Annotated in this window: 17 protein-coding genes; 12 read left to right on the top strand and 5 right to left on the bottom strand. The window is 44.4% G+C overall.

Annotation, left to right across the window (positions count from 1 at the left end; genetic code table 11):
• Positions 1-407: 407 nt before the first annotated feature.
• The gene (locus K5Q73_RS10275; RefSeq protein WP_220764329.1) at positions 408-1,817 is read right to left on the bottom strand and encodes an FAD-dependent oxidoreductase; all 1,410 of its coding nucleotides are present in this window, start codon (positions 1,815-1,817) and stop codon (positions 408-410) included.
• Between the two features lie 7 nt (positions 1,818-1,824).
• A complete protein-coding gene (gene gltB, locus K5Q73_RS10270) occupies positions 1,825-6,273 on the bottom strand; it encodes a glutamate synthase large subunit (RefSeq protein ID WP_220764331.1) in 4,449 nt (1,482 codons plus the stop codon).
• A 488-nt stretch (positions 6,274-6,761) separates the two neighbouring features.
• Between gltB and K5Q73_RS10265 the strand changes: the two genes are divergently transcribed.
• From K5Q73_RS10265 to oxyR, 3 genes are all read left to right on the top strand, one after another.
• The gene (locus tag K5Q73_RS10265) at positions 6,762-7,691 is read left to right on the top strand and encodes a TIGR01212 family radical SAM protein (protein ID WP_220764467.1); all 930 of its coding nucleotides are present in this window, start codon (positions 6,762-6,764) and stop codon (positions 7,689-7,691) included.
• 202 nt (positions 7,692-7,893) lie between these two features.
• On the top strand, positions 7,894-8,259 hold the full coding sequence (locus tag K5Q73_RS10260; protein WP_220764333.1) for an Hpt domain-containing protein: 366 nt from the start codon (positions 7,894-7,896) through the stop codon (positions 8,257-8,259).
• A 205-nt stretch (positions 8,260-8,464) separates the two neighbouring features.
• On the top strand, positions 8,465-9,379 hold the full coding sequence (gene oxyR, locus K5Q73_RS10255) for a hydrogen peroxide-inducible genes activator (RefSeq protein WP_220764335.1): 915 nt from the start codon (positions 8,465-8,467) through the stop codon (positions 9,377-9,379).
• A 64-nt stretch (positions 9,380-9,443) separates the two neighbouring features.
• Here the strand turns inward: oxyR and K5Q73_RS10250 are convergent, their stop codons facing one another.
• Both K5Q73_RS10250 and mutH read right to left on the bottom strand, forming a co-directional pair.
• Positions 9,444-10,517: an adenylate/guanylate cyclase domain-containing protein gene (locus K5Q73_RS10250; RefSeq protein WP_220764337.1), complete on the bottom strand. Its 1,074-nt coding sequence runs from the start codon at positions 10,515-10,517 to the stop codon at positions 9,444-9,446.
• A 125-nt stretch (positions 10,518-10,642) separates the two neighbouring features.
• Positions 10,643-11,314, bottom strand: coding sequence for a DNA mismatch repair endonuclease MutH (gene mutH, locus K5Q73_RS10245; protein ID WP_220764339.1), 672 nt, complete (start codon positions 11,312-11,314; stop codon positions 10,643-10,645).
• Positions 11,315-12,005: 691 nt separating this feature from the next.
• On the opposite strand from mutH, the gene rppH reads away from it, so the two are divergent.
• The 9 genes from rppH to K5Q73_RS10200 all read left to right on the top strand — a co-directional run bounded on the left by rppH (position 12,006) and on the right by K5Q73_RS10200 (position 20,486).
• Positions 12,006-12,527 carry an RNA pyrophosphohydrolase gene (rppH, locus tag K5Q73_RS10240; RefSeq protein ID WP_220764341.1) on the top strand — a complete coding sequence of 174 codons (522 nt, stop codon included), beginning with the start codon at positions 12,006-12,008 and terminating at the stop codon, positions 12,525-12,527.
• A gap of 18 nt (positions 12,528-12,545) precedes the next feature.
• A complete protein-coding gene (ptsP, locus tag K5Q73_RS10235; RefSeq protein ID WP_220764343.1) occupies positions 12,546-14,780 on the top strand; it encodes a phosphoenolpyruvate--protein phosphotransferase in 2,235 nt (744 codons plus the stop codon).
• A gap of 74 nt (positions 14,781-14,854) precedes the next feature.
• Complete coding sequence (locus K5Q73_RS10230) at positions 14,855-15,655, top strand: sulfite exporter TauE/SafE family protein (protein ID WP_220764345.1); 801 nt, start codon at positions 14,855-14,857, stop codon at positions 15,653-15,655.
• Between the two features lie 83 nt (positions 15,656-15,738).
• A complete protein-coding gene (locus K5Q73_RS10225; protein WP_220764347.1) occupies positions 15,739-16,590 on the top strand; it encodes a thymidylate synthase in 852 nt (283 codons plus the stop codon).
• Between the two features lie 490 nt (positions 16,591-17,080).
• Positions 17,081-18,256, top strand: coding sequence for a Na+/H+ antiporter NhaA (nhaA, locus tag K5Q73_RS10220; RefSeq protein WP_220764349.1), 1,176 nt, complete (start codon positions 17,081-17,083; stop codon positions 18,254-18,256).
• Entirely contained in the window at positions 18,253-18,636 is a 384-nt protein-coding gene (locus tag K5Q73_RS10215) for a hypothetical protein (RefSeq protein WP_220764351.1), read from the top strand. Before nhaA ends, K5Q73_RS10215 begins: the two co-directional genes overlap by 4 nt.
• Positions 18,637-18,704: 68 nt before the next feature.
• Positions 18,705-19,613: a transcriptional activator NhaR gene (gene nhaR, locus K5Q73_RS10210; protein ID WP_220764352.1), complete on the top strand. Its 909-nt coding sequence runs from the start codon at positions 18,705-18,707 to the stop codon at positions 19,611-19,613.
• A 236-nt stretch (positions 19,614-19,849) separates the two neighbouring features.
• Positions 19,850-20,089, top strand: a complete 240-nt coding sequence (locus tag K5Q73_RS10205) for a succinate dehydrogenase assembly factor 2 (RefSeq protein ID WP_220764469.1) — start codon at positions 19,850-19,852, stop codon at positions 20,087-20,089.
• Complete coding sequence (locus tag K5Q73_RS10200; RefSeq protein ID WP_220764361.1) at positions 20,070-20,486, top strand: protein YgfX; 417 nt, start codon at positions 20,070-20,072, stop codon at positions 20,484-20,486. The genes K5Q73_RS10205 and K5Q73_RS10200 overlap by 20 nt, the downstream gene beginning before the upstream one ends.
• Positions 20,487-20,514: 28 nt before the next feature.
• Here the strand turns inward: K5Q73_RS10200 and nadB are convergent, their stop codons facing one another.
• Positions 20,515-22,125 (bottom strand): L-aspartate oxidase, encoded by a 1,611-nt coding sequence (nadB, locus tag K5Q73_RS10195; protein WP_220764363.1) that lies wholly within the window; start codon positions 22,123-22,125, stop codon positions 20,515-20,517.
• Between the last annotated feature and the right edge of the window lie 81 nt (positions 22,126-22,206).

Genomic DNA, 22,206 nt, shown 5'->3' with positions numbered 1-22,206 from the left:
CTTTATTCAAAAGTGTGACGCACCTCGCGGATTTTATTTTGCGAATTGTGGCAGAAGCAAAGTGTTTGCAAGTTATTGTTTATTAGTCAGTAAATCGACTGCTGCAATTTTATTCATTGAGGTCAGATGAGTTACAAATTAAATTTGAATAAAAATTAGTTTTAGCTGTAATCGTTATCGAATTGGTGCGGTTGTGAGCAAAAGGCTGAGATTTACTTGAGTAACCGGCGCTACTTTTAGAGAACCCTATTAGACTTAGGAAATTGGGTTTGATAGCGGGAAAGAGTCGGTAAAAAAAGGCGCCCCATTGGGGCGCACAAACACAAGCAACTTTTGCAGCAGGCTCAATCAATCTTGAGGCGATTGGATTAACCGATTTAATCGGCTGGCTTACTCTGTTTTGTCTGTTAGTCTTCTAAGTAATTTAAAATGCCCATGGCCGCATCACGGCCTTCAGCTATCGCTGTAACGACTAAGTCAGAACCTCGTACCATATCGCCGCCAGCAAACACCTTAGGGTTGCTGGTTTGAAATGGATTGTCGGCCAGTTTTGGTGCTTTCACTAAGCCCCATTCATTAAGTTCAATATTGTGCTCCGTTAACCATGCTGCTGGACTTGGTTGAAAGCCAAAGGCGATGATAAGCGCATCGGTATCTAATACTTGTTCGCTACCCGCTATTGGCTCTGGGCGGCGGCGACCACTATCATCGGCTTCTCCTAATCGAGTCTCGATACATTCGATACCAACCACTTTGCCATCGTCAGTTTTGATTGCCGTCGGTTGGCGGTTAAATAGAAACTCGACTCCCTCCTCACGGGCATTTTGCACTTCACGGCGTGAACCTGGCATATTGTCCTCGTCACGGCGATAGGCACAGGTCACTCGGGCAGCCCCCTGACGCACCGCAGTGCGAACACAGTCCATAGCGGTGTCTCCACCGCCGAGAACCACAACATGCTTACCTTCAAGGCTGAGATAGGGATTGTCTAAGCACTCAGTACCCATAATATTATGAGTGTTGCCAATCAAGTAAGGCAGCGCCTGATGCACACCATCAGCATCTTCGCCGGGCAGATTAGCCTTCATCGCTGTATAGGTACCCATCCCTAGGAATACGGCGTCGTACTCTTCAATCAATTGCTTAAAGTCGAGATCTATACCTACGGTAACCCCAAGCTTGAATTCGATGCCCATGCCTTCGAGTACAGTGCGGCGAACTTGCATCACCTCTTTGTCGAGTTTAAATGATGGAATACCGTAGGTGAGTAGACCTCCTATTTGTGGGTTTTTATCAAACACCACAGCGTTAACACCATTGCGGGCTAAGATATCGGCGCAGCCAAGTCCTGCAGGACCTGCGCCAACAATAGCGACACGCTCTTTGCGCGGCGTGACTTTCGACATGTCCGGGCGCCAGCCCTGTGAGATAGCGGTGTCGGTAATGTATTTTTCAACATTACCAATAGTCACAGCGCCAAACTCTTCGTTAAGTGTACAGGCGCCTTCACAGAGTCTGTCTTGTGGGCAAACACGGCCACAGATCTCGGGTAAGGTGTTAGTCTCATGGACTAAGTCGGCCGCCTCCATAATGCGTCCCTGTTTGGCTAGTTGCAGCCAGTTAGGGATATAGTTGTGCAGTGGGCATTTCCATTCACAATAAGGGTTACCGCAATCTAAACAGCGGTCAGCCTGCTCTTTTACTTGTGGTTGGGCAAAAGGCTGATAAATCTCAATAAACTGCGTGGCACGCTGTTTGGCTGCGTGTTTAGTTGGGTCTTTACGACCAACCTCAAGAAACTGAAAATCATTGCTCATTTTGGTATTACCCCGCTATTACTGCTAGTGCAGGTTCAGGTTGTTCTAACTTCAACAGATCGCTCAGTTCAACATTTTTAGGTTTGACCAAAATGAAGCAATCCAACCAGTTTTCAAAATCACTTAAGATCATCTTGGCATGTTCACTATTAGTCTCTTTAACATGTTGTTCAATCAAGTCGCGTAAATGTTGTTGCTGAATCGGCGACTGGACTTTATGGGTGTCGACCATCTCAGTATTAACCCGGCGGTTAAAGCGGCCAAATTGGTCAAATACGTAGGCGAACCCGCCTGTCATACCCGCGCCGAAGTTAACCCCTGTCTTGCCAAGCACGACAACGATACCGCCTGTCATGTATTCACAGCCGTTATCACCTAAGCCTTCAACAACGGCAATAGCCCCTGAGTTACGTACAGCAAAACGTTCACCAGCTTTACCTGACGCGAATAGCTTGCCGCCAGAAGCGCCATATAAACAGGTGTTGCCTAAAATGGCTGAACGTTCACTTTTAAAGGGGCTTCCAAGCGGCGGGTAGACACAAATTTTACCGCCAGACATGCCTTTGCCCACATAGTCGTTGGCATCACCGCAGAGCATTAGTTCAAGCCCGGGCACATTCCACACCCCAAAGCTTTGGCCTGCGCTGCCGTTAAACTTCAAGGTGATAGGGGCCTTGGCACCGTCACGGCCAGCATGAGTGGCAATGAAACCTGAAAGGCTAGCGCCAACAGAGCGGTCGGTATTGTTGATATTAAACATCTCACAAATCGACACTCCAGCTCTTACTGCTTCTTTGCAATCGGCTACCAGGCGCTGATTTAGCTGGCCTTTGTCTGAAGGCTGATTGATTTCACGCCAAGTGACTGCAGAGCTTTCTGGTACCTGTGGACGATATAGGATCGGCGCTAAATCTAAGCTTTGTTGCTTGGACGTTTCTCCTTCGATTGCCGCCAACCAGTCACTTCTGCCGACAAGCTGTTCAAACTCACTAACTCCCAGTGCCGCCATGTACTCACGGATCTCTTGAGCGACAAACTCAAAATATGTCATTACCCGTTCAGGTAGGCCGTGATAATGTTCATTACGAAGCTTTTGATTTTGGGTTGCTACACCAGTGGCACAGTTGTTCAGGTGACAAATACGCAGATACTTACAACCAAGGGCAATCATAGGCACGGTTCCGAAACCAAAACTTTCGGCGCCAAGAAGCGCGGCTTTGATAACGTCTTTGCCGGTTTTTAAGCCGCCATCAACTTGTAGGCGAATTTTATGGCGCAGACCATTAGTAACCAGTGATTGATGCACTTCGGCAAGACCTAACTCCCAAGGGCTACCGGCATACTTAACCGAGGTAATTGGGCTTGCCCCTGTGCCGCCGTCATATCCTGATATGGTGATCATGTCGGCGTATGCTTTAGCCACACCAGTAGCGATTGTTCCGACACCGGGTTCAGAGACCAGCTTGACTGATACCAATGCCTTAGGATTGATCTGTTTTAAGTCGAAAATTAGCTGGGCTAAATCTTCGATGGAGTAAATATCGTGATGCGGCGGCGGAGAGATCAGCGTGACACCCGGGCGAGCATTACGCAGCGCGGCAATTTCGACACTGACCTTGTCACCGGGAAGCTGTCCACCTTCGCCAGGTTTTGCGCCCTGAGCGACCTTAATCTGTAACACTTCCGCATTAACCAAGTAATGTGCGGTAACGCCGAATCGACCCGATGCAATCTGCTTGATGGCAGAGTTCCCGTCGGTGCCAAAGCGGCGTGGATCTTCACCGCCTTCTCCAGAGTTGGAGCGGCCGCCCAAACGGTTCATAGCCACTGCTAATGCTTCGTGTGCCTCGGGGCTGAGTGCTCCAATGCTCATCGCCGCACTGTCGAAACGTGGGTATAAGGTTTTTGCCGCTTCTACTTTTTCGATCGATACCGGAGCAAGTTCGCCTTTGACTTCAATTAAGTCACGCAATGTTGCTACCGGACGATTATCCACAAGCTCTGCAAATCGCTTATAGGCGGGGTAGTCCTGATCTCGCAAGCTTGCTTGTAAGCTATTAACCACATCAGGGTTAAAGCAGTGATACTCGCCGCCTTCTACATATTTTAGTAAGCCACCTTGTGACAATGGTTGATGGGCTCTAAAGGCATGCTTATGAAGCAGTTGCTGATCTTGTTCTATTAGTTTGAAGCTGGCCCCTTGAATACGGCTAATTACGCCGTTAAAGCATAATTTGACCACTTCATCTGCAAGGCCAATGGCCTCAAATTGTTGGCTACAGCGATAAGATGCGACGGTGCTAATGCCCATTTTGGACATGATCTTACGTAGTCCCTTGTCTATGCCGTAACGGAAATTGAGCATCAAGTCGCGGGTATTTTCAACACCGTTACGCTTTGCAAGATCGGAGATGCATTCATAAACAAGATATGGATAAATCGCCGTAGCGCCAAAGCCAAGTAGAACAGCGAAATGGTGCGGATCCCTTGCCGATGCGGTTTCTACGATAATGTTGGTGTCACAGCGCAGACTATTATTGACTAAGACCTGCTGCACAGCGCCGACAGCCATAGCTGCTGGGATCACTTGCTTTGATTTGGCGGTAGCGCGATCTGATAACACTAACAACGTGGTACCGGAGCGAGCTAAGCGATCGGCTTCGTCACAGATGCGCTTCAAGGCCGCTTCTAGCCCTTCGCTGAGGTCATAATTCAAGTCAACTGTGTTGGCGCGATAATAAGTACTATCGAGAGCCATCAGCTGGTTGAAATCACTAAATAGCAACACTGGCGAATTAAACATTACCCGATAAGCGTGGCCTGTGGTTTCGTTAAATAGGTTTTGCTCACGACCCGCGCAAGTGGTCAGTGACATCACATGCTTTTCTCGCAAAGGGTCGATAGGTGGGTTGGTCACCTGGGCGAACTTTTGACGGAAATAGTCATAGATGGTGCGAGACTTTTTTGATAGTACAGCCATAGGTGTGTCATCACCCATAGAGCCTGTTGCTTCCTCACCCTTTTGGGCTAGCACCCAAATAATTTGTTCGAGCTCTTCTCGTGAATAGCCAAACTGCTTTTGGTATTGCAGCAGCTGAGCGTCGTTAAACTCGCGCTTGCCTTGCTCATTTGGACCAAAATCTTCGGCGGGCTTGAGTACTTTACTGTTTTTAGCCATCCATTCTTTATAGGGATGGCGACGTTTGAGGTCGTTATCGATCTCAAACGACGAGTAAAGTTGGCCATTTAAGGTGTCCAGAACCAGTAGTTCTCCTGGACCGACTCGGCCTTTTTCTATCACCTCATCGGGGCCGTAGTCCCAAATTCCGACTTCTGAACCTAAGGTTAAAATCCGGTCTTTGGTAATGACATAGCGTGACGGGCGTAGACCATTTCGGTCCACAGCGCAGGCCGCATGGCGGCCATTGGTCATTACGATGCCCGCGGGTCCATCCCAAGGTTCCATATGCATAGAGTTAAAGTCATAGAATGCTTTAAGCTCTTCATCCATTTCTGGATTACTTTGCCATGCTGGTGGAATAAGCAGACGCATGGCTCGGTATAAATCCATGCCGCCGGCTAGCAGCATATCAAGCATATTATCGAGGGACGAAGAGTCTGAGCCGGTCTCATTTACGAAAGGAGCGGCTTGTTGTAAATCGGCAAGTAGTGGTGCTGTAAACTTGTAAGCACGGGCTCTTGCCCATTGGCGATTACAAGTGATGGTGTTTATCTCACCGTTATGCGCGAGGTATCTTAATGGCTGAGCCAGTGGCCACTTAGGTGAAGTATTTGTTGAGAACCGCTGGTGGAATAAACAGATCGCACTCTGCAAGCGTATATCTGCCAAGTCGCTATAAAAAGCGGGCAGATCCGCAGGCATCATCAAACCCTTGTAGACGATAACTTGGCCTGAAAGACTGGCAACGTAGAAGTCGTTATCGTGGGTGAGCTGTTGTTCTACTCGGCGCCTTGCCATATATAGGCGGCGCTCTAAATCTTTTTCTCGCCAACCGATAGGGGCGTTAATTAACACCTGTACGATCTGTGGTTGGCTAGCTTTACCTATAGGGCCAAGTACGTTGCTATTAACTGGTACGTCTCGCCAGCCTGCAACACTTAAGGTCTCTTTCTGCAGCTCTTGCTCAATGAGCTGCTTGGCTTGAGAAGCTAAAATGGCATCTTGGCTGAGAAACAGCATTCCCACCGCAAAGCGACGACTAAGGTGCCACTCATTTTCTTCGGCAATCGCTTTGAAGAAATTAATCGGTAATTGCATCAGTAGACCACAGCCATCGCCGGTGCGACCATCTGCTGCAATACCACCACGATGCTTCATTCGGTCTAGGCCGTGAATAGCGGTACGTACAATTCGGTGACTCGGTTCACCGTCCATCTGGGCGATTAAGCCAAATCCACAATTGTCCCGCTCAAAACTTGGATGATATAAGCTCATTACTACACTCCCTAACCTCGACTGATACAACTCGGGAAATAAAGCAAAAATATCTATAGATATGCACCCGAATCAATCAAATTAACCCCATGAGTGGTAAAGGTCAAACCTATTTATTGCATAAAAAATAACTTAACCGTGTGGTTTCATACGCTCGTATTACTTGGTTTACCTTAACGTAAACTGTAAAATTGCACGTATAACCTTATGAATAAAAAGAATTTTAAATTCACCCCTTTCTATTGTTTACGGTTTTGTAACAAATTGGTTGATTGTACTTGATTTCAGTAAAGTGATTTTTATTGCAAATACAGTGAAATGATAATCACTGCAACTTGTGATTATTTATGCATTGATAACCGCTAAAGTTGTTAACTAACAGCAGACAGTCTAACTGCTCGGTATTACGGTTATTTGAGCTAGCGCTAATTAATGTTTTTTAGAACTGGTTAAAATAGCGCAAATTCATTGGCTAGGTGATATTGCAGTTGGGACTGGATAGTTACGTAAATACCTTCGGTGGTGTGTGTAAGCAAAAATATGGCGAGCGGATCCGTAAGCTGACAATCGATGCAAAGTTTACTTGCCCGAACCGTGATGGCACTTTGGGAAAGGGCGGTTGTACCTATTGCAATGTGGCATCTTTTAGCCACGAGCATAAGACCGAGCTATCTATTCAAGAGCAACTGGCTCAAGGCAGAGAGCGATTATCTTCTAAATCCTCTAAGTACATCGCTTATTTTCAGGCTTATACCAGTACCTATGATGAGTACCTAGTATTAAAGCAAAAGTACGATGAGGCTATTCAAGATAGCGACATCGTTGGCCTTTGTGTTGGCACTCGCCCAGATTGTGTTCCCGATGAGGTGCTAGAGTTATTAGTTGGCTACCAAAACGATGGTGTTGATGTTTGGTTGGAGCTAGGGCTACAGTCAGCTAATGATAAGACGCTGAAGAAGATCAATCGTGGTCATGATTTTGCCGCTTATGAAGATACGGTTATTCGTGCGCGTAAGCTTGGCATTAAAGTATGCACTCACTTGATCTTGGGCTTACCGGGTGAAGAGCATCAAGATTACCTGCAAACACTTGATAAGGTATTGAGCGTCGGTGTTGATGGAATGAAGATACATCCATTGCACATTGTTGAAGGCAGCACCATGGCTAAAGCATGGCGCAATAATAAGATGAGTCTGCTTGAGCTAGAGGACTATGCTTATAGCGTAGGCGAGTTAATTCGCCGAACCCCTAAAGAGGTGATATTTCACCGCGTGACGGCTTATGCGAAAAAGCCAATGCTATTAGGGCCTGATTGGTGTGCTTATCGTTGGAATGGTCTCGTCGCTATTGTTGACGATCTAGAAGCTAAAGGTGGTCAAGGAGCTTATCTTGAGATTGAGCAAGACCCTGCTGCTTAACTTTGTTGAGTGAAAAATATTCAGTGTTAGCTATTAATCCTATGGCTTATAGTGATTTTGTTTAATTTGATGTTGTTAAATAGTTAAATTGGCGGGAATTTTAGACTCATATGACACTAGTTGTTGCGCCTAAGATTTTAGCGGGTATTATGTGGTAAAATCGAGTTTTTGTATACACGACAATATTTTGAGAGGTGCCTAAATGGCAGCAGCTGAATTAGAATCAATCTTAGATCTTAATACACTGGAGCAATACTGCAGTGCAATTGGTGCAGGTACGCTACTTAAAAGCGTCGTTTTGTTTGAACAACTTATGCCTGAATACGTTGGCAATTTAGTCAGTGCACAGCAGGCAAATGATAAAGATACACTTTGCAGCGAAGCGCACAAATTTAAAGGCGCGGCGGGTTCAGTAGGTCTTAAGCGTATTCAACAATACGCTCAGTTATTACAGCATGGCGAAGATGCGGCTTGGGAACAAGAACACGCAGTATGGTTAAATGAAATTGTTGAATATGCATCGAAAGATCTACAGCAATTAAAAGAATATTTGGAGTCTAAGGTTTAACTAAACCGACTCTTGTATTTAATAGCGCAGCTTGGGTTTCCCACTGCGCTATTTTTTTATCCAAAATTTACTTGTGTTAGTCGATTATCTTGTACATTTTTGATTCAGTTCACAAACTAATCAAGCTAGTTAAAGGTTCACTAACAGATTTATGCTAGAGTTAGATTGAACTTATAGATAAATAATGTCGTTGGTAATCTGTTTTATGAAACATCTCCCGAGTTTAAAAAATCTGTTCTATTTGGTGAATCTACATCAAGAGCAGAATTTTAATAGAGCGGCCAAAATCTGTCATGTTAGTCAATCGACCTTGTCTAGCGGTATTCAAAACCTTGAAGAACAGTTGGGACACCAACTTATTGAACGGGATCATAAATCATTTATCTTTACCGCTATTGGCGAAGAGGTCGTGATGCGTTCGCGTAAGTTATTGACTGATGTTGATGATCTTGTCGAGCTAGTTAAGCACCAAGGTGAGCCTATGACTGGAGAGATCCGTTTAGGTTGTATTCCAACAATTGCCCCTTTTCTGCTGAGTAATGTGGTTCAACATTGCAAGCAGGTTTACCCTGAGCTGACGCTATTTTTAAAAGAAGACACCACAGATAGGCTGATTGATGCACTAGGCAAAGGAGAGTTAGATCTGTTGTTGCTAGCTCTTCCTGTGGATACCAGCGGTTTCCATAGCATGAAGGTGGGCATTGACCCGTTTAAGATGGTGGTACATAAAGATTTAACAGATGAGATCCACGAGCCGATTGACTACCAAGATTTGCCCGATGAGAGTATCTTCCTGTTACAGGCTGAGCATTGTATTACTGGACATGCGATAACGGCGTGTCAGTTAGGGGAGAGCGTTAAGATTAATCCGTTTGCAGCTACGAGTTTGCATACCTTAGTGCAAATGGTGAACTGTAAACTGGGTACCACCTTTCTGCCACAGATGGCTATTGATGCGGGGATTTTGAATAATACCGATCTGACGACAATGGCGCCACCAGGTGAAACCCCTTATCGAGATATTGGCTTAGTCTGGCGACAAACGTCGAGTCGGATCCTGACCTTCAGAACCTTGGGATTAGAGATCCAAAAGCTGTTGCAACAATCAGATTCGCTATAAGATCAAACAAAAAAGCCGATATTACTATCGGCTTTTTTGGCTATAAGTTTTGAGCATTGATGTACTAGGTATTTTTAGGCGAAACACCAAAGACTTCGATGGAGTGCTGCTTACCTTTTAGCTTAATGGGACCTAGGCTGTTTAGGTTATATTGTGAGTCGCTATATTCCAATCGTGACTGTAATGAACCTGAAATAAGCATGCGCTGCCCTAGAGGATTACACTGATCTTGCAGTCGCGCTAAGGTGTTAAGTACGTCGCTAAAAAAGCTAATCTCTTGCTTCTGTACACCAACAACCGCAGCTACGACTTGCCCACAGTGAGCTGCAGCTTTAAATTTTGGAACAAAGCCGTACTGTTCTTCAAAATATTGTCTCTGCCAGCTAAGCTGCTGACTGAACTCATGATAAATATTGAAGCATCGATCTTCTTTAATCCCGTCTTTGAGTGGCCAGTGGATTAATACCGCATCGCCCATATAGCGATATATTTCAGCCTCATTGTTAGTCACGGTGTCGGCTAACAGGCTAAAGCTATCTTGGATTAAACGGCTAAAACGATAATCACCAAGAGACTCTGCATGAGTGGTTGAGGCCACCATATCTAAATAAAGAAATAATCGTTGCTCATATCTTGGCTTATGGTATTTACCTAAACCTATATTAAACAGCACTCTAGGGCCAACGAGTAACGCCATCTGTTCAATAAAAGCTAGGCCAACACGAACCACAACCAAATAAACAATCAGTGCTTGGAATGAAGGACTATAGAGAATGTGCGCAGTTAACATTTGGCGCAAGGTGGTCATATGATTCTCAATGGCCCACATATTTAGGTATTGAGTAATATAAGCCAGCGTAGTGGCGCCTAAAAGTAGGAATAAGCCCTTAAAAACTACAGAGAAAACATAAGGTAAGCGATTGATTGCACTAAAGTCGGCAATTAAGTTCGACATCCAGTGAAGGCTACCGAAAATAATACCCATATAAATAGAAAGCGTGGCTAAGTCAGCGGAACCAATGGCCCACTGTGGAAGTTCTGGAGTTTGCGCGTATCTAAAGAATACGAAAGCCGCCATGGCTGTAGTCCAAGCGAACATAGCAAAGGCTAATTTCTTCGCTTGTATATGTGCTTTCACTATTAAAGGGGTATCCAAATACTACATAATTTTAGGAGGCGCCATTTTATAGAATATCTCCCTACTTTTACCAGTAGTATTTGTGATCTAAGTCAAATGAGTGTGATTTTTGAAACAAAAACCGCTTAAAGCAGCTGTGAAAGTATTTTTTGGGTAAATTGGGTTTTTAAATAAAAACCTCTAGGGTTAGTTTGGGTGAGCTCTCCATCGCGTCCAATACTATCAGTTAGTACTTGGCTATTTGCAGCCTTTGGTCGTAACTGTAAAACTTCACCATGACGAGCAGTGACCCTGTCGACTTGGCCCATTGAGATAAATTCCATTATCTCTTCCCAGTCCTGCTTGAGAAGTTCGCTTTCTTCAATCGATGGCTGCCACAGAATAGGTGAGCCAATTTGACGGTCGGCTAATGGGATCTCTCGATCACCTTGTACTGGGATCCACAGAACCTGCTGTAGCTTATGGCACACAACACTGTCTTCCCAAGTTAAGCCTTGTATATTGGTAAGTGGAGCGACAGTCACATAGGTCGTTTCCAATACTCTGCCTAGACGGCTGATTGGAATCGTCTTCAGCTCTACACCCAAATGTACAAAATCCTGTTCAGGCTTTGAGCCCGCCAAGGCGCCGAGTTCCAGCTCTATTAATTGACCAACCCAGCCTTTATGGCGTTTTAAATCTTGAGGCATCTCGATGCCATGAAAATGCGCGAGTTGGCCTAGGGTTAATCCTGCCATGGATTCAGCGCGTTGCATCAATTCTGCGATGCTATTTGGAGAGTGGAGTGATTTCTTCATGTGGGTAATTTTACCTGAGTAACGGCGTTAATTAAACTGGATAAAAAACAAACACTGGTTCATTTTGTTGAAGAGAATGGAGAATAATTTATCTAAGTTCATGAATTGCAGGGTGATCTTGTTTTTGTGGCAATGCTTTTATTCATTAGTTGTAGAGTTACACCACTGCTTTCCCGCTTTTTCCAACATAGTTATCCACAGATTTGTTGGATAACTCCAATCTATTGACTCACTACTGAAATAAATGTGATCTGTCAATGCAATTATTTAGCGCTTTTTGGCTTTTTTATAGCGCTAAACTATTGCACTTGTGAATAACACCCTTAAGTCATTTATCAGTTTATGGGATTTAATTTCATTGGTTAAAAAGTAATCGATTATAAGTGGGGTAGCTATAATTGGTTTTACCTTTAATTTTAAGTTGTTGATTTAAAGGTATATGTATGTCATTTGTTTGTCTGTGTAAAATTAGTTAATTCAGCCTTAAAGCATAAGTTCTTAGACTTTAATTGAGTTTCCAACAGAGATATCCACAGTTTTTGTGGATATCATGAGTTATTCAGTAACCGCTCTGTTGATAAGGTTGGCATTAAAGAGGATTTATCCAAAGAAATGTGGTTAACAGATATTTGCCGCCGGACACGCTTTGTGAAACAATCGAAAGATTAATAGTTAATAGTTCGGAGTCCATGTGATTGATAGTGACGGCTTTCGCGCAAATGTGGGCATCATTATCTGTAATCGCTTTGGGCAGGTTATGTGGGCAAGACGATTTGGCCAACATTCCTGGCAATTTCCTCAGGGTGGCGTTGACGATGGAGAGTCAGCAGAAGAGGCCATGTATCGTGAGTTATACGAAGAAGTAGGATTAAAGCCAGAACATGTGCAAATTCTAACATCGACGCGATCATGGTTACGCTATAGGCTACCTAAGCGGTTAATCAGACAAGATAGTAAACCCGTGTGTATAGGGCAAAAACAGAAGTGGTTTTTGCTACAATTGAAAAGTGCCGAAACTGCTATAGATCTTAACGCAAGTGGTCATCCAGAGTTCGATGATTGGCGTTGGGTGAGTTATTGGTATCCAGTAAGACAAGTCGTTTCTTTTAAAAGAGATGTTTACCGTAAAGTCATGAAAGAGTTTGCGGTGACCACTTTACCTCTACAGGTTAAAGAGTCGAATAACAGAAGACGAGGTATGCGTAGAAACTAAATAGGGAGGTTTGCGTTAGTGCTCAAAACACTTAGAGATATCACACAAGCAGTAGCTTCAGCTCGCGACCTTCAATACGCGTTAGAGTTGCTGGTTACGCAAACCAAACAAGCTATGAAGACCGAATGTTGCTCAATCTATATTATAGAAGAGCAACACCTTGTTCTTTCAGCGACCGATGGCCTAGATCCTTCAGCAGTTAATCGTGTAAAACTCCCCATTACTCAAGGCTTAGTCGGGCTTGTTGCCCAGCGTGAAGAAGCCATTAACTTAGCCGACGCGGCTACACATCCTAGATTTAAGTTACTCCCTGAAGTTGCCGAAGAAGCTTATAGCGCTTTTCTTGCTGTGCCCATCGTTTATCAAAAATTGGTGATAGGTGTCATCGTTGTTCAGCAAGTTCAAGCGCGGCAATTTAGTGAAGGAGAAGAAGCATTTTTAATGACTCTCGCGGCGCAACTCGCCGTGGCTATAAAGGGGCTGACTCATAGGAGCAAGTCTGACGATAGCCTGTTGCAGCGTTATTACACAGGAACTCAAGCGTCAAAAGGGATCGCGATAGCTAAGGCGTTAGTGCTTGGTGGGCAGATCTCTTTTGATCTTGTAGAGAACAGAGCACAGTCAATCGCTGCTGAGTTACTTCGTCTTCAAGAAGCAATGAACCGCAGTAAAGACTTATTAGTTGGTTTATCGCAGCGTTTTGACAGAGAGAAAGATGAAGAGGCCGCGTCTATATTTAATGCCTTGTTACTGTTACTTGAAAAAGGCAGTCTAGGCGGCGAGTACATTAAAGACGTTAGCTCTGGTTGGTGCGCTGAAACCGCGGTTTGTCGTGTGTCAAAACGCTATATAGAACACTTTGAGTCGATGAGTGATCTGTATCTAAAAGAGCGGGCTAGTGACATAAGAGATCTGGGGCAAAGGGTGCTTAGGCAGTTGATTGAGCCTAATAAGATTTTTTTAGAGCCAGAAACTCCTGTTATCTTAATTGCGCGTGAAGCGAGCACTACGCTGTTAGCTGAATTTCCAAGACAAAAGCTTGCCGGTATTGTGACCGAGTTTGGTGGGGCTAATTCCCACGCCTCTATTCTTGCTCGAGCAATGGGAGTGCCTGCGATAATTGGTGTCGATGGCATCTTAAGCGCTAACATTGACCAGTCGCAAATAATCATCAACGCTAATCGTGGTCAGGTGATTATTGAGCCTACCGCATTTGTACTCTCTGAATATCAGAGCTTAATTGCTGCACAAGTCGAGCAGCAGCGTCAGTATGCCAAAGAGCTATCTTTAAAAACTGTTACCTCAGATGGTAAAAGAATTTATCTGTATATTAATAGTGGCTTACTCTCTAGTGTTGACTCTGAAACTGGTAGCGACTCAGATGGTATCGGGCTGTATCGTACCGAGATCCTGTTTATGCTCAAGCAGTGCTTTCCTGGTGAGATAGAGCAGCTTGAGATTTATAGAAAAGTCCTAAAAGCTGCAGGCGACAAGCCCGTAGTGATGCGTACCCTTGATGTCGGGGGAGATAAACCCCTAGACTATTTCCCTATCGTGGAAGATAACCCGTTTCTAGGTTGGCGTGGTATTCGTCTGTCACTGGATCATCCGGAGTTGTTTCTTATTCAACTTCGTGCCATGTTGCAAGCAGCGATAGGCTCACAGCAATTACATATCCTCCTCCCTATGGTCAGTAGCCTCGAAGAGGTCGATTTAGCGCTTATCTATTTAGAGCAAGCCTGCCAAGAGTTAACTGCTGAATTAGGTAAGTTAATCACTATGCCAAAAGTGGGCATCATGCTGGAAGTCCCTGTGCTGCTGTATCAGCTCGATGAAGTTGCTAAACGGGTGGACTTTGTCTCAGTAGGTTCGAATGATTTAACCCAATACCTGCTAGCGGTAGATCGTAATAATCCAAGCGTGAGTCCTTTGTTTGATAGCTATCATCCCGGAGTGCTGAGAGCACTTAAGTTTGCAGTCGAACGTTGTAACGAGCATAAGTTGCCGATTAGCGTTTGTGGCGAGTTGGCAGGTGAACCTCTAGGTGCGGTGTTGTTAATTGCCATGGGGTACGAGCAACTGAGTATGAACCAAGCCAGCTTAGCGCGGATCAATTATCTATTGAGACGGGTTTCCCAAACTGAGTTGAATCAGTTATTGGATGATGTATTAAAGCTTAATAGTGGTGAAGAGGTGAGGATACTCGTGAGCCAGTATTGTGAGCAAAAGGGTCTGGCATCGGTATTGAGTTAAAACAGCCAATACTCTATTAACTGCAACTTGATTGCTTTAAGCTTTATAAATAATAACGAATAAAGGTAGCGCTTGTGGAAAGCTGGCTATATATATTGTGCATCTGCCTAGTGCTAGGTGCGGGAATTGGCTTTATGGCCGGACTGCTTGGGATCGGTGGTGGTCTGATTGCGGTTCCTGCATTGCTGCATATCCTGCCACAAATCGGCATTGCGCCAGAAAGCTTACCCCATGTTGCGATTGCCACCTCTTTAGCCGCAATTATTCTCACTTCGCTCTCTTCTGCTCGTGCTCACCATAAACGAGAAAACATTCCTTGGCCGTTATTTAAATCCATGCTGCCAGGCTTCGTGTTAGGAGCAATGTGTTCAGGTTTTATCTCTGAAATGATCCCCGCTAAATCATTACAACAAATTTTTGCACTGTTTGTTATCTTGATGGCCGTGCAAATGGCATTCCCGTTTAAAGCTGAATCTAATCGGGCTATGCCGGGCCCAATTAGCTTATTTTTTGCTGCCACATGTATAGCAATAATTGCTGCGTTGATGGGGATCGGCGGTGGAGTGCTTTTAGTGCCGTTTTTAACCTGGTGCGGTTTACAGATGCGGTATGCCGTTGGTTTCTCTGCGGCAACAGGCTTATTAATCGCCTCGTTTGGCAGTATTGGTTATACGCTAGCGGGGTGGAATACAAGCAGCCTACCGGATTGGACCCTAGGCTACATCTATTTACCTGCATTGGTAGGCATTGTTTCGACGTCTATGTTGATGGCACCAGTGGGCGCGCGGGCAGCAACTAATTTACCAACGGTGAAATTGAAGCGTTTTTTTGCCGTCTTCCTTGCCCTAGTTGGTCTTAAACTTGTTTTAGCATAATGTTCTATTGAGCTATTATTGCTAGTATTTCTTTGGTTGGCGCTGAGAGTAAGCTCAGCAACTCTTTTTATAGGTAGATAATCATGAAACAGTATTTAGATCTTTGTCAGCGAATCATTGATGAAGGAACTTGGGTGGAGAATAGTCGAACGGGTAAACGTTGCCTCACCGTGATTAATGCTGACTTGGTTTATCATGTAGATAAAAATGAGTTCCCACTTATTACGACCCGTAAGAGTTTTTATAAAGCGGCAATAGCAGAGCTGCTCGGTTACATTCGTGGATATGACAATGCTGCTGATTTTAGGGCGATAGGTTGCAACACTTGGAACGCCAATGCTAACGATAACCAAGCATGGCTCGATAACCCACATCGTAAAGGTACTGACGATATGGGGCGCGTGTATGGTGTGCAAGGCCGCGCTTGGAGTAAGCCTGATGGCGGAAGCATAGATCAATTACGTAAAATTGTTGATGACTTATCACAGGGAATAGATGATAGAGGCGAGATCCTAAGCTTTTATAACCCAGGTGAGTTTCATATGGGCTGTTTGAGACCTTGTATGCACACCCATAACTTCTCGTTAGTAGGCGATACTCTACACCTAACCAGTTTTCAGCGTTCATGTGATGTGCCATTAGGGCTTAACTTTAACCAAGTGCAGGTATTTACCTTGCTGGCGTTAATGGCGCAGATCACCGGTTTTAAAGCGGGAAAGGCTTACCATAAGATCGTCAACGCCCATATTTATGAAGATCAGTTAGAGTTGATGCAGGATGTTCAGCTTAAGCGTGAACCTTTTAATTCTCCTAAACTTGTCATTAATCCTGATATAAAGTCACTTGAAGATCTTGAAACTTGGGTAACAATGGATGATTTTGAGGTGACAGGTTACGAGCATCACGAAGCAATTAGCTATCCTTTTTCAGTGTAGTTAACTTGTTAAAAACCAGATTTTAAACTCGCCGAACGGCGAGTTTTTGTTATTAAGTGCGTTAGCCTCTCTAAAATCACTTCTTATACTTTCCCGCTTCAAACTGAATTATATCTGTAAAAAACTCCTGATTTTTTGGTGCCTTAAGTCTGTTTTCAGCTTTGCTTCAGTTAGTTGTTGCTGATAAATCGAGCGATTGCTCGATATTTTCGAAGCCTTGAAAGTATGTTATTTAAGCTCTCACTTTTAAGGAAAAATAGACTTACAATATAGATCGCCGTTTTACTTGCTAAAAAAGTGTGATCTTCAGCACTTTATTGTTATTGTGAGTTTTTAAAACGTGATTATTCTGTTGATGTTTGATATTTATTCTTACTAGGACTAGACTCGATACTTCGGATATTCCGATGTTTGTAGCTGACGCAAACGATTATTCAGGTTAATCGTATTCAGCTAGACTCGAAGTATTGAGATTTTATGGAGCGTATTAATGGAACGGGCAATTAGGAATTTTCTAAGCCAGGAATCGGCAGGCGGCATCTTATTGATGATTTCCGTCGTGGTAGCAATGATTTTTGCGAATTCACCTTTATCGGGTATGTATCAAGGATTTCTGGAAACAGAAATGCAAGTTAGGCTTGGTAGCCTAGATATCGATAAGACACTTATTCATTGGATCAACGACGGCTTGATGGCTATTTTCTTCATGCTTATCGGCTTGGAAGTGAAAAGAGAGCTACTCGAAGGCGCCTTGTCTAGTCGAGCGCAGGCGTCTTTGCCTACGTTTGCAGCGATTGGTGGTATGGTTTTTCCTGCGGCCGTTTATCTTATATTCAACTACTCAGATCCGATAACCCAAGCGGGTTGGGCTATTCCGGCTGCGACAGATATCGCGTTTGCGTTAGGTATTATGGCGTTGCTAGGTAGTCGTGTTCCAGTTGCGCTAAAAGTGTTCCTGTTAGCTCTGGCTATTATCGATGACCTCGGCGTCGTGGTGATTATCGCCTTGTTCTACAGCACAGATTTATCGACGATCAGCTTAGTTATTGCAGCTGCAGCGATTGTGGGCTTAATTGGCCTAAACCGCAAAGGGGTGACATCATTAGCGCCATACGGTGTAGTGGGTATGATCCTGTGGATAGCAGTACTTAAGTCCGGTGTCCATGCGACACTTGCTGGTGTAATTATTGCGTTCTGTATTCCGCTTCGAGCGAAAGACGGCTCGTCGCCATCTGAAAGTTTAGAGCATAGCCTGCACCCATGGAGTACCTTCATTATTCTACCGATCTTTGCTTTCGCGAATGCTGGTGTTGACTTAAGCGGCATGAGTTTAAGCTCGCTATTGTCTCCTGTGCCATTAGGTATTGCACTAGGGTTACTCGTAGGTAAGCCACTTGGCATTATGTTGTTTAGCTTTGTAGCGGTGAAGCTAAAGCTAGCTGTATTGCCTGAAGGCATGGGTTGGAGACACATTACGCCTGTGGCGGTTATGTGTGGTATTGGTTTTACTATGTCAATGTTCATTTCGTCTCTAGCCTTTACTGGCGACAGTCAAATGTACGGTGACTACGCAAGATTAGGGATTTTATTGGGATCACTAGCATCGGCACTTATTGGTTATTTCTGGTTGTCTAAGGTGCTACCTGAAAAAGGAGAGAAAGCATGAGAATCACACTATTAGCATTAGTCGTTGGATTGGGATTTAGCTCAGTAGCATCGGCCAATCAAATTGAAGTTTGTAATCAAGATATTGATGGCCTTGTATGTCAAAACTACCTTGAAGGCGTGGTTGATGGTGCTTTGATGTATAAAGCCGCAGCAGTGGGTCAGAGACTAGAAAGTGATGGTTATGAGTCTCGCGCGCTAAAATACCGAGGTGGTAAGCGTTTCCAAGAGGCTAACCGAACTTTCTGCCAAGACAATCTACCAGATAGAGATGTGTTAGTTGCGGGGTTAGCGGAGGCTTTTTCAGCCAAAGAAATTAAAACCACAGATGATTTAACGACAGCAATGACTGGATTATTAGACTGCCAACGTCTTAAGTAATCCTAGATTAATTAACGAGGCAACAATATTAGTTGCCTCTTTTTTTATCCAAAACGGCCGCGTTCACCATGTCTAATCTAAACTACAATCACCTCTATTACTTCTGGATGATCCAAAAGAAAGGCACTGTTGCTAAGGCTGCAGAGGCGTTATGTTTAACCCCTCAAACGGTTACAGGACAAATTAGAGTATTAGAGGCCAGCCTTAAAGGAAGCTTGTTTAAACGAGTCGGTCGTTCATTGGAGCCTACCGAACTGGGGGAATTAGTATTTCGTTATGCCGATAAGATGTTTAGCCTCAGCTATGAAATGTTAGATCTGTTGAACTATCAAAAAGATGAGAATATTTTATTTGAGGTCGGAATCGCCGCGGCGTTATCTAAAGCGTTAACAAGTCGAGTATTGTTATCTGTCGTGCCGAGTGATGGCTCTATGCACCTAGCTTGCTATGAGGCGACACACGAAGACCTAATGACAAGACTACGAGAGCATAAATTAGATATGATCCTATCCGATTGTGCAGGGGAAAGTTTGAAGTACCCTGAGATCTTATCTAAACAATTAGGTGAGTCTGGAGTCGCCTTCTTCTCTGCTGAAACATACTCCAAGCCTTTTCCTCAGTGCTTAGAGCAGGGAAAGCTACTTATTCCAGGAAGACGTACTTCGCTTGGTCAGCAGTTGGTGCGCTGGTTCGATGAAAAAGCCTTAAACGTTAGCATTCTTGGTGAATTTGACGATGCTGCAATGATGAAGTCGTTTGGATTTTTTAAGCAGGGGATCTTTGTTGCTCCATCGATTTATAAGCAAGATATTCTTGCTCATGGCATGACTTTGTTGGGTGAAACATCTGAAGTTAAAGAGGTCTACCATGTGATGTTTGCTGAACGCATGATCCAGCACCCTGCAGTTAAGCGCCTACTAGAAACTGATTTTACAGAGTTGTTTGCGGGTAAGGATTTGTCTGTACAACAGTTATAGTATTTTGCATAAAAGCGGACTTCCTAGTTAACCGCTTTGCCCCAATCAGCAATTCACAAATTTTAATAACCCAGTTGATAGCTTTATCGGTAGAGTTATTTGTTGAATAAGGCGAGTTATTTCTTTCCTAGTGTTTCGATATCGACACAAATACTCAGCAACTGATACACTAACGTTACTATAAAAAACGATAAAAAATTGGAGTGTTCACTGTGTCTGAATCAAGCCAAGAACCAATGAAGTTACCTAGAGTTAAGTGGGCTTGCCGCAGAGGCATGCTCGAGCTGGATGTGCTATTTCAACCTTTTGTTGAGCAGCAATATGAAGCCTTATCGGTAGAAGATAAAAACGTTTTTGTTGCACTGCTCGAATGTGAAGATCCTGAGTTGTTTGCTTGGTTTATGGGGCATGAACAGTGTCCAAATTCTGCGTTTGCCGAAATGATTATCAGAGTTCGTGGACGTCCAGCAGCATAGTTTTGATCTAACCTCATCAAACGGTCAGCGACTCTCTCTGACCGTTGTTGCCCTCATCTGTTTAAGCTCTTTTCTTATTTGGCCTTACGCTGAAAATACCCTTTATATCTTGCTCAAGTCGCTATTATTCTGCGCCTGCAGTGGCTTTTTTATTTGGCAGCTTTATCGATTAAAGTATTGGCAATGTCAATTTGTGCTAAAAGCGGATGGCGCAGGCAGATTTAAAGATGGTAGAGATTTTGTTATACAGGGCAAGCCGGTGATTACACCATTTGCGGTAATGTTTGATATCACTATTATGGGGGGGAAGAAAAGACTCGTGCTATGGGCGGATATGTTAGACGACACAAATTATCGGCATTTATGTCGTCTACTGCAGTTAGCCTATCAGAGCTGACAGCTAGCTAGTTTAGTTAATAACGGGACTAATCTGGCTGCAAAATCGTTGGTTTTGGTGAGGCATCCTTGTTTGGATGATCGATATTGTAATGCAGGCCTCGACTTTCTTTACGCTCCATTGCGCAGCGAATAATCAGCTCAGCTACCTGTACCAAGTTACGCAACTCTAGCAAGTTATTGCTAACTCTAAAGTTACTGTAATACTCCTGGATCTCTTGCTGTAACATCACGCAGCGTCGCAGTGCTCGCTCAAGACGTTTATCTGAGCGCACAATGCCAACGTAATCCCACATAAATAGACGCAACTCATGCCAGTTATGGGCAATCACCACTTCCTCATCTGAGTTAGATACTTGGCTTTCATCCCAAGCAGGCAAAGTGCCTGGCATAGGGATTTTATTTAGCTGACTTTCAATATCCTCAGCCGCCGCTCTGGCAAACACTAAGCACTCAAGTAGTGAGTTACTGGCTAAACGGTTTGCCCCGTGCAGACCGGTATAGGCAACTTCACCAATAGCATACAAGCCATTAAGGTCGGTTTGCCCGTGTAAGTCAGTCATCACGCCACCACAAGTATAATGGGCTGCAGGTACTACAGGGATCGGATCTGTAGTGATATCAATTCCTAGCTCTAGGCAGCGCTTATGGATAGTAGGGAAGTGCTTAATGATAAAGTCTGCAGGCTTATGAGTGATATCAAGATAGACACAGTCAGAGCCTAAACGCTTCATTTCATAGTCTATAGCACGGGCTACTATGTCACGCGGGGCAAGCTCTGCACGTTCATCAAAGTCAGGCATAAAGCGGGTGCCATCGGGGCGACGTAAAAATGCGCCTTCGCCGCGAAGTGCTTCAGTGAGTAAGAAATTTCGCGCGTCAGCATGGTATAAACAGGTCGGGTGAAATTGATTAAATTCCATGTTTGCTACGCGGCAACCTGAGCGCCACGCCATGGCAATGCCATCACCTGATGCGATATCAGGGTTAGAGGTATATTGATAAACCTTGGAGCTACCACCCGTCGCTAAGGCGACGAAGCGTGCTTTAACGGTTTCAACATGCTCTTCATTTCTGTTCCAGATATAAGCGCCCTGAACACGGTTACCAGGACGATTCAATTTACGTGTAGTAATCAAATCGATGGCGTTATATCTTTCTAGCACTTGAATATTAGGATGGTTACGCGCGCGGTCTTGCAAGGTCACTTGCACTTCTTTGCCAGTTGCATCGGCAGCGTGCAAAATACGTCGGTGACTATGACCACCTTCACGGGTTAAATGATAAGGTGCTTCTGCAGTACTGCCAGCTGGCAGTTCCTCTTTATCGAAGGCAACGCCGCAAGTAATTAACCATTGCATTGCTGCTTTGGCATTTTCGGCGGTAAATTTAACAACAGGCTCGTCGCAAAGCCCTGCTCCGGCCACTAATGTGTCGGCAACGTGAGACTCAATTGTGTCATCTTCATCGAAGACTGAGGCGATACCGCCCTGTGCATAATAGGTTGAGCCTTCACTGAGTGGCCCTTTGGAAAGCAAAATAACTTTAGATTTTTCAGCAAGATGCAAAGCTAAAGTGAGACCAGCGGCACCACTGCCGATAACCAAAACGTCAGATTGGTGTTCAACTACTTGTTTCATCAGGTATCATAGAGTTATCTGGGAGTCCGACTATGTTAAACCATGACGCCGAATATGGATACTTTCATAGGTCGCATATAA

It is taken from the genome of Shewanella sp. MBTL60-112-B2 (assembly GCF_019655055.1).
GTDB lineage: Bacteria > Pseudomonadota > Gammaproteobacteria > Enterobacterales > Shewanellaceae > Shewanella.
The sequence above is the reverse complement of the archived record's forward strand: the minus strand, read 5'-3'. Positions and strand labels throughout refer to the sequence as shown.

Bases quoted from the DNA above. Each gene is read 5' to 3' on its own strand.
- K5Q73_RS10205 (WP_220764469.1), top strand. From the start codon at position 19,850: ATGAAGTTACCTAGAGTTAAGTGGGCTTGCCGCAGAGGCATGCTCGAG.
- nhaA (WP_220764349.1), top strand. From the start codon at position 17,081: ATGGAACGGGCAATTAGGAATTTTCTAAGCCAGGAATCGGCAGGCGGC.
- nhaR (WP_220764352.1), top strand. From the start codon at position 18,705: ATGTCTAATCTAAACTACAATCACCTCTATTACTTCTGGATGATCCAA.
- gltB (WP_220764331.1), bottom strand. From the start codon at position 6,273: ATGAGCTTATATCATCCAAGTTTTGAGCGGGACAATTGTGGATTTGGC.
- K5Q73_RS10260 (WP_220764333.1), top strand. From the start codon at position 7,894: ATGGCAGCAGCTGAATTAGAATCAATCTTAGATCTTAATACACTGGAG.
- mutH (WP_220764339.1), bottom strand. From the start codon at position 11,314: ATGAAGAAATCACTCCACTCTCCAAATAGCATCGCAGAATTGATGCAA.
- oxyR (WP_220764335.1), top strand. From the start codon at position 8,465: ATGAAACATCTCCCGAGTTTAAAAAATCTGTTCTATTTGGTGAATCTA.
- K5Q73_RS10275 (WP_220764329.1), bottom strand. From the start codon at position 1,817: ATGAGCAATGATTTTCAGTTTCTTGAGGTTGGTCGTAAAGACCCAACT.
- K5Q73_RS10225 (WP_220764347.1), top strand. From the start codon at position 15,739: ATGAAACAGTATTTAGATCTTTGTCAGCGAATCATTGATGAAGGAACT.
- K5Q73_RS10215 (WP_220764351.1), top strand. From the start codon at position 18,253: ATGAGAATCACACTATTAGCATTAGTCGTTGGATTGGGATTTAGCTCA.
- nadB (WP_220764363.1), bottom strand. From the start codon at position 22,125: ATGAAACAAGTAGTTGAACACCAATCTGACGTTTTGGTTATCGGCAGT.